Source organism: Pseudoalteromonas sp. AOP7-A1-14 (assembly GCF_052376275.1).
Lineage (GTDB): Bacteria > Pseudomonadota > Gammaproteobacteria > Enterobacterales > Alteromonadaceae > Pseudoalteromonas.
The window spans coordinates 1-2,559 of the sequence record NZ_JBQSVO010000201.1; the positions used below are offsets into that span (position 1 = coordinate 1).

Below are 2,559 nucleotides of genomic sequence, written 5' to 3' on the forward strand. Positions count from 1 at the left end.
CGTTTTCAGCAACTTCAACACCATAGCCTAGTAAATGAAGTTGATCGGTTAGGACCTGCTGATTTAATAAGTTATCTTCAACTAATAAAATTAATTTGTTTTCTTTGCGCGCTTGCTCAACACTTAAAAAGTTATTTAAGCTACGTACGGGTTTTATTTCTTTTGGCGTGTGGAGTCCCGCTGCAACTAGCAATGACATCATGAAATTAGACTTGCATAGTGGTGAGGCATTGAGGTAAAAAATGTTCTTATGATTAATGCCGGCCTCATTTAAAGTGCTCAACACTATCGCCTGCTGTTGATTATCTTCTAATGTGTACAGTAACTGTCTTAAAAGTGCGTTTACTTCGTCTATTTCGTCAATACCATCTAGGACCCAGATAATCTCTTTGTTATCTTGATGTGCTTGCGCTTGAGTTGCGTTTTGCACTACGATTTTTTTTGCTCCCATAAAGGAAAGGTAGCGCATTAGTAGGTTTCTACGTTCTTCATCATTTGTGACAATAACAACGCGATGGTTTTTTAGGGTGTTTTTGTGTGCGTATTTAATGGCGTTTTCAGTGCTAAAAGGCAATTCAACAATAAACTCACTACCAATGCCAATGTCACTGCTAACGGTGATTGAGCCAAGCATTAACTCAGTTAAACTCTTACAGATAGAAAGCCCAAGCCCTGTCCCCCCATATTCGCGGGTAATAGCTCCTTCAGCTTGAATAAATGGGTTAAATATTTCTCCTAGCTGCTTTTGGCTCATACCTTTACCGTTATCGGTTACTGCAAAGCGAAGCGTAAAATGATCGGCTGTATTTTGTGCTACTTCAACACTGATACGAACATGGCCTCGGCGATTCTCATCCGTACTGGTAAATTTTATAGCGTTACTGCATAAGTTATAAAGTACTTGGCGTACTCGTACAGTGTCACCAATTAAATTCACTGGAATATCAGGAGCGATAGCAAGTTCAAGTTCTAGTTGGCGTTTTTTTGCAATTGATGAAAGTACGCGAGCTACCTCTTCAACGGTATCGGATACTGAAAAAGGAGTAGGATCAATGTTGAGTTTACCGGCCTCAATTTTAGAAAAATCTAAAATATCATCGAGTATGCCTAATAATGAAAACGCCGACTCTCTTATAATTGTGCTGAGTCTGTGTTGTGCACCAGTGAGCTCTGTTTGGCGTAATAAATCAATGGTGCCAATCACGCCATTCATAGGAGTGCGGATTTCATGGCTCATGGTCGCTAAAAAGGTCGTTTTAGCTTCGCTGGCTTGTTCAGCGCGTGAAGTGGCTCTTTCAAGCTCCATTGTACGGTTTTGTACTTCGTTTTCTAAGTTACTTTGCAGCGTTTGTAAATCGTGCTGCGCTGCATTATTACTATCATCAGCGGCTTTAATTTTATTCAATAATTGATTAATGTTTTTAGCGACTATTTCTAAGCCAATATCAAGGCGTTCATCGACACTTTTTGAGTAGTCGCCAGCTGCTGTAATGTTAGCAAGTTGTGAGGCGAGCAGATTACTTGATTCACGCGTTCGAGTATTAATGAAAGCATTAAAGGGCAGTGCTAATAAAATTAAGCACATCAAAGCAGCACCAGCAATAATATAGCTAAGAATAGCAGAGTTACTTGTTGTTTCTTGTGTTATGGGAGCGTGCGTTTGACTTACAATTAACTCTCCAACAGGTTGGTCGTTCAAACGAAGTACATGATGAATTTGTGTGTTGTTATTTAGTGCTTGATCAATTTTTGAAGCTGCAACTTCTTCATCAGCATTACTAAAGAGTAGTTCGGTTTTATCACTTAAAGAGTATCTATAAAGGTGGTAACTGATATTCTCATCAAACATTAAAGCCAACTCAAGAATTTGTTTAGTATTGTTCTGACCGTCTTGAGTGAGCGACTTAACTAAAGGGCCGTCGAGCTGCTTTACTAATTTTTGAAGTTGAATTGGTGTTTTCTTTGGCTGAGCTATAGTGTTCTTAGTTGGGTAAAAGGAATAAGCAATGATAGCGAGTGAGGTTATCGCTATATTTATAACTAAAAATAGCGGTAGCAAGCCTTTTACAGGAGATGCAAATTTACTCGACATTGACTGTTATCCGATTAATTAATGTTCTAAGACAAATTGTTATTTGATTATTAAATCAATCCTACCACTTACACGAAATAATTCACTACGTTTTTGTGTTCAAAGCAGACACAGTGTACTTGTTATCTACATGAAAGCAGGCTAAATTGTGGTATAAATAATCAAACTGTATAAAACTTTAACCGAGTTGGTGGAAAACTGTGCAAACAGTTGTGGGCGATTAAAAAAAAGTTGACTTGCAGGGGCAAAACCCGTTTAATACGCCGCACGCCCAGATAGCTTAGCCGGTACCCGACTTTGCATATGGACAAATTTATTCAGTGTTAGTGTATTAAATTAAGCAATTTATACATTAATACGCGTGCCTTAGCACACAGTTTAGTGTGCCGACTTAGCTCAGCTGGTAGAGCAACTGACTTGTAATCAGTAGGTCAACCGTTCGACTCGGTTAGTCGGCACCATTTATT

The 2,559-nt window shown here is 38.8% G+C and carries 1 protein-coding gene and 1 tRNA gene; one reads left to right on the forward strand and one right to left on the reverse strand.

The window, feature by feature from the left end; translation table 11 throughout:
* Window positions 1-2,092, reverse strand: a 2,092-nt coding sequence (locus ACT3RM_RS17455) for an ATP-binding protein (RefSeq protein ID WP_444511468.1), incomplete at its 3' end; no start/stop codon positions are given.
* A gap of 385 nt (window positions 2,093-2,477) precedes the next feature.
* Here ACT3RM_RS17455 and ACT3RM_RS17460 point away from each other — a divergent pair.
* Window positions 2,478-2,553 (forward strand) — tRNA-Thr (locus ACT3RM_RS17460).
* Window positions 2,554-2,559 lie beyond the last annotated feature (6 nt).